The organism is Priestia sp. P5_B4, assembly GCF_056400385.1.
The window spans coordinates 1-4921 of the sequence record NZ_JBFULJ010000247.1; the positions used below are offsets into that span (position 1 = coordinate 1).

A 4921-nucleotide genomic window follows, 5' to 3' on the forward strand; every position below is an offset into this window, starting at 1 on the left:
TGTTTTGGATCACGCGCTAGTTCTATCGACCACTGCTGAAAATCTGAAAAAAAATACTCCTCATCTCTTATAAATACGTCAAATAAATGCTGAAAATAATCTTGATTTTGCTGCTTCAGTTCTTTCACAATTGCTGGATTTTTACTCGAATAGACAGAGAACTCATTTTCATCGTCGAGCTGATTGTACCAGTCTTCGGTTAATTGAAGAGAATGTTCTTTGAAAAAATGATATAAGTCCTGATTTTTATGCATGAAGACTCTCCTTATATATGTATAGTCTAATTGATTTAATAAATAAAGGCATAAAAGCATCCCCTAATCTAGAGTGAGGATGCTTATAAATAAATCCATTATGAAGCGCATTTATTTTCCTATACGCCTTGTTTTCCCTAACTGTATACTCTCAAACCCAATTTATTAAAAAATAAACATTTTTTGACTACCATATTCATGCATTTTACCTATTTTTCATAAAGAACCACTTCTTGTGCTTATAGCTTTAGCTTGGGTAAGGCATCTTTAATGCTTTGATAGACTAAAATAAAGGACATATCATCTTCCATAGTGCTCATATGTATGGCCATGTCAGGAGAAATTCCTGTTAAAACAAGCTGAGTTCCCATGAGCTTCAGCCAATTGTAAATATTAAGAATATCACGGCCGAATGAATCATTAAATCGCGCTAACCCTGAGACGTCTAGGATTAAATAACGATCTTTGCTGCTTGTGTTACGCGAGGTGAAGCTATTAAATAGCATTTCTATACGCCGTTCGTTTAACGTTCCGATTAATGGAAGAACAGAGATTCCTTCCTCTATTGGCACGATAGGGGTGGATAGCCTTTCAACTTCTTCCAAAGCTTGCTGTAACTGTTCCTGGGCTGTAATCTCTATTGTTACATCTTTTTGAACACCAATAAAGTAGTATTTATCTTCTTCTTCTATATATGTCGGGTCAATCGTTAGCTGATTATGAAAGAAAGAGCCGTCTTTTCGATAATTAACGAGCGTAACAGAGACTGATTGATTGCGGCTAATAGCGCTGCGAATTTCATCAATGTGGTGCGGGTTTGTTAGAGGCCCTTGCAGAAAACGGCAATTTTCTCCTAATACTTCTTCTTCCTTATAGCCGGTCATAAGGGAAAACCCTTGATTGAGGTAAATAATTGGGTTATCAGGCAAAGAAGGGTCTGTCACGATAATGCCAGATTGTGAGCTATGAAGGGCTTTATTTAAAATGGACCATTTTGAATCTTGAGCTTCAGGTGTAGTCAATGCATTCCCTCATTCCTTGGAATTTTTATAAAAATATTGTGACATAAACACATTAAAAAAACAATTTCGATGCGTGTGCTCCTAGAGAAAGAATGAAGATAAGGAAAAATATGTTATAATAGTTTCAGGGGCAAAGGGAGTGTGAACAAACGTGATAACCATCAATTTATTTAATGTTAGTTTCTTTGTGATGGCGCTAGTAGGCTTTATTCTTATTTTTTGTTTGCGTCTAAAGTTTAACCGGCCACTGTCATTATTTAAATGGTCTTTTTTGTTCGGAACGGTGCTGCTGTCGCTAAGCTTATACTTGTTTATGGCGACCAGCCAATATATTCATTTGATATGCAATACAATCGGCTCAGTTATGACAGCGCTCTATCTTATCAGTATTATGGTCGGAGCAGAAGAGTCATAAATACATATGTTTGAAAGTGGAAAAAAGGAAAGATGCATAAAAGAAAAAGAGACGCACTTACATTCTTTTAGCCGACGAAATGATAACAACTTGAAAAACACCTCGGTACAAAATGCCGAGGTGTTTTTCATAAATAAAAGGGAAAGGAGAATATTTAGAGAAATACTAGTCATATTTTACTGAGTGTAGTAAAATAAAAAGTTATTATTCTATTTTTATGTTGTTGCTATTGGCAACATGTGTTAGTCTAAAAGTGGTATACATTTTAGGCGATCTTGAAAAAGAGAGACGAGAAGCTTTTATTCAAGTTTCTTAAAAGCTTTACGTTTACTGAGGTGAAACAATGAAATCTCAAGTACAAAAATTTGTAGGCTATTTATTAGCTGGTGATCAAGACAGCGCTTGGGAAATTGTGCTGGAAGAAATCCAACAGGGAAAGAACAGCCTAGATATTTATGAAAATTTAATTACAACCGCAATGCGAGTAACTGGAGATATGTGGGAAGAAAATATCATTTCTGTAGCTGATGAGCATGTTGCAACTACGACATGTGATTATGTGCTAACTCGCTATCGCTTTTATAAAAAAATTCAGGGACACGCTTCAGACACCGCTCCAAGGGCACTGCTTCTATGCTTGGAACAAGAACAGCACTTCATTGGTTTAAAGATGGTGGCTTTATTGTTTGAGGAACATGGTTGGAATACTCGCTTTTTAGGGGCCAATCTCCCTCTGGAATACGCTGAGAAAATGGCTATAGAATGGAAGCCGCACATGGTAGGATTATCTGTCAGCATCCCTTATCATATTGAGAGGCTTGCTGAATACACCAAAACTTTGGACAAATTAGAACCAAGACCAACGGTAATGGTAGGAGGGCGCTTAGTTTCTCAAATTGATTTCCGTTCTTACTGTTCTGAGCATACACGCCTAATTCCGGATCTTTACCAACTAAATAACTGGTTACTCAGTTATCACAAAGGAGTGGAAGTTAATGTCGATGCTTGAATATGTTCCAATTCCTTACTTTTTAGTGGATACTGAATTTAATATTTTGGAATGGTCGCAACAATCAGGTCATTCATTTAAGCCTTCAGCTAATTTTTTAGATCTTGTAGACGTATTTAGTCAAGAAAAGGCAAGAAAGTTTTTAAGCTTGCGCCAAAAAGATTCTCGAGAATTGTCTGTAGACGAACCCCATGATGAGCAAACGCTTGTCCAAAGCCGAGGCCAGGCTATTCAGAAAGTAGAGCTCGTGATGCAAACCAATGATTCGCCTTATTCACTGTTTGAATGCTTAATTCAATGGGATAGCGATATAGGTCATTTAGTTTGTATTCGCCAAGATGAACGTATACAAGAGTTAACGAGTCTTGTTCAAGACCATCGGAAACGATTAGCAGATACAGATTTTGAACTGCTTCAACAAAAAGAACGTCTTGAAAAATCATTACAGAAAATCAAGCAATTGTCCGCTTCTTTTATTAAGTTATCCTCTAAAGTAGGACTTATACCTCTTTTTGGAGACTTAGATACAGATCTTGTAGCTGAAAATACGTCCATTTTGCAAAACTTTGCGCATGAAGGAAATTACACCACGCTTCTATTTGACTTTGGAGGACTAGATATATTAACGACCGAAGGAATTCAAGCTTTTGCAGGCTTTATGCAGTCCTTCTATCTCATGGGTATCACATGCTATATTATTGGCATGAAGCCGCACCATACGGCTGCTTTGAAAAATAGAACGTTTGGTGATCAAATTATTTATATGAATAACCTGAGTGAAATTATTGCTGTGAATAAAAATGTCAGTTAAAAGAGTGGAGGAGAAGAAAGTTATTCTTCTCCTCTTTCTGTATACACTTCTCTTCTTATAATTAAACATCTATTAAAGAATCTTTTTATATTTCAGCTGAAAGAATGGCGTTAAGACGTTGAAGTCCTGTGTTCAAATCAGTATCACTAAGGAGGGAATAGCTTATTCGAATGTAAGCATGAAGCGGTCTATGAACAAAACAAGCTTCACCAGGTAAAAAGCAGATATTGTGCTCCTGGGCTTTTTTTAATAACTCAAATGTGTTTACTTTTTGAGGCAGTTTTAACCATAAGTTGAATCCTCCTTTAGGAACTTGGAATTGAACGGACTCGGAAAGAGACGAAAGCAGATCGCTTGCATGATCTCTTCTCAGTTGCAAAGCGGTCCTCAGTTTTTCCATGTGATGTTTCATTCGCTCAGTGCGTAAAAAAGCTAGCACGGCTTTTTGAGTTAGTAAGGGACTACCAATATCCATCAGTGCTTTAACCGCATATAGCCAATCAAATACAGAACCCTGTGCATAAAGTAATCCTATTCGAAGTCCTGGAGCCAAGGTTTTACTAAACCCCTTCAAGAACAAAACATGCCCATTTTTATCAAACGTTTTGATCGGTGGAGGCACCGATATATCATCGAAATAAATCTCTCCAAACGAATCATCTTCAACAATAAAAAAGTGATACAATTCGGCCAAATCAACTAGTTCTTTGCGACGCTGTCTGCTCATTAGTATACCTGTAGGGTTTTGAAAAGAAGGGTTCACGTACAAAAGCGAAGGCTTTATTTTTTGGCAGACTTCTTCTACTAAATCAGATTGTATTCCTTCTTCATCTAGTTCAATTGAAATGACGTTAACGCCTTTATTGGTGAAGACATCAATTGCAGCTCCGTAGCATGGACTCTCTACTATAACCGTATCCCCTGGCTTTAAAAGCGTTTGAGCAATTAAATCAATACCTTGCTGAGCGCCACTTGTAATCATAATTTCATGAGGATCAGCTTTTATTCCTTGCTCTCTCTGTAAATAAGAAGAAAGCTCTATGCGAAGCTCACGATCTCCCTGAATTGGACCGTATGTGGCTAAAACAAGCTCATTGGTACGTAACAGACTTTGCATTTCTTGCGCTAAAAACTGATTAGGAAGGAGACGAGGGAAAAGAATAGCCTGAGAGAAATCATAATATTTACGATCACGATTTAAGCTATACTGAGAGCGCGTGATATTTACGTTTAATTCATCTTGCCATGAAAAATTATTTAATACCTTGGAAGAACCTTTAGTAACCCCTTTAACAAAAGCTCCTCTTCCTGACTGTATTACGATTAATCCTGATTTTTGTAAGAGCTGATACGCTTTTCGTACCGTTAATAAGCTTATTTCTAACTCTTGTGATAGCTTGCGTAAAGAAG

At 37.0% G+C, this 4921-nt stretch carries 5 protein-coding genes and 1 pseudogene; 3 read left to right on the forward strand and 3 right to left on the reverse strand.

Translation table 11 applies throughout. The features are described from left to right. Both AC1DRF_RS16585 and ytvA read right to left on the reverse strand, forming a co-directional pair. A pseudogene (locus tag AC1DRF_RS16585) lies at positions 1-254 on the reverse strand (RsbT co-antagonist protein RsbRB); the annotation flags it as partial. 239 nt (positions 255-493) lie between these two features. Further along, entirely contained in the window at positions 494-1276 is a 783-nt protein-coding gene (gene ytvA / locus AC1DRF_RS16590; protein ID WP_162214538.1) for a YtvA family blue-light photoreceptor, read from the reverse strand. Between the two features lie 151 nt (positions 1277-1427). On the opposite strand from ytvA, the gene AC1DRF_RS16595 reads away from it, so the two are divergent. The 3 genes from AC1DRF_RS16595 to AC1DRF_RS16605 all read left to right on the forward strand — a co-directional run bounded on the left by AC1DRF_RS16595 (position 1428) and on the right by AC1DRF_RS16605 (position 3511). Further along, entirely contained in the window at positions 1428-1691 is a 264-nt protein-coding gene (locus AC1DRF_RS16595) for a hypothetical protein (protein ID WP_080781662.1), read from the forward strand. 343 nt (positions 1692-2034) lie between these two features. After that, a complete protein-coding gene (locus tag AC1DRF_RS16600) occupies positions 2035-2700 on the forward strand; it encodes a cobalamin B12-binding domain-containing protein (RefSeq protein ID WP_034650750.1) in 666 nt (221 codons plus the stop codon). Continuing rightward, positions 2687-3511, forward strand: coding sequence for an STAS domain-containing protein (locus tag AC1DRF_RS16605; RefSeq protein ID WP_427075996.1), 825 nt, complete (start codon positions 2687-2689; stop codon positions 3509-3511). Before AC1DRF_RS16600 ends, AC1DRF_RS16605 begins: the two co-directional genes overlap by 14 nt. A gap of 85 nt (positions 3512-3596) precedes the next feature. Here the strand turns inward: AC1DRF_RS16605 and AC1DRF_RS16610 are convergent. Then, positions 3597-4921, reverse strand: a 1325-nt coding sequence (locus tag AC1DRF_RS16610) for an aminotransferase-like domain-containing protein (RefSeq protein WP_477741187.1), incomplete at its 5' end; no start/stop codon positions are given.

Bases quoted from the DNA above. Each gene is read 5' to 3' on its own strand.
- AC1DRF_RS16600 (WP_034650750.1), top strand. From the start codon at position 2,035: ATGAAATCTCAAGTACAAAAATTTGTAGGCTATTTATTAGCTGGTGAT.
- AC1DRF_RS16605 (WP_427075996.1), top strand. From the start codon at position 2,687: ATGTCGATGCTTGAATATGTTCCAATTCCTTACTTTTTAGTGGATACT.